1 pseudogene is annotated in these 203 nt (G+C 56.7%); it reads left to right on the forward strand.

Annotated elements, in window-relative coordinates:
• A pseudogene (locus tag PAT3040_RS37005) lies at window positions 1–203 on the forward strand (extracellular solute-binding protein); the annotation flags it as partial.

A 203-nucleotide genomic window follows, 5' to 3' on the forward strand; every position in this document is an offset into this window, starting at 1 on the left:
TATGCGGTTGTGCGGGATGCGAAGTTCTCGCCCGAGGATCTGCTGGTGAAGGCGGCGCCTGACGAGATTTCCCAGAGGCTGGCGGCATTGAGCCAGAAGGGACTGGAGACGGCGACTCGGAACAAGTTTCGCCGGGATATTCCGTATCAGCCGAACTTTACGGAGCTGAACGATATCCAGACGGCGTTGAAACCTTTTATCGA

Source organism: Paenibacillus agaridevorans (assembly GCF_003112455.1).
Taxonomy (GTDB): Bacteria; Bacillota; Bacilli; order Paenibacillales; family Paenibacillaceae; genus Pristimantibacillus; species Pristimantibacillus agaridevorans.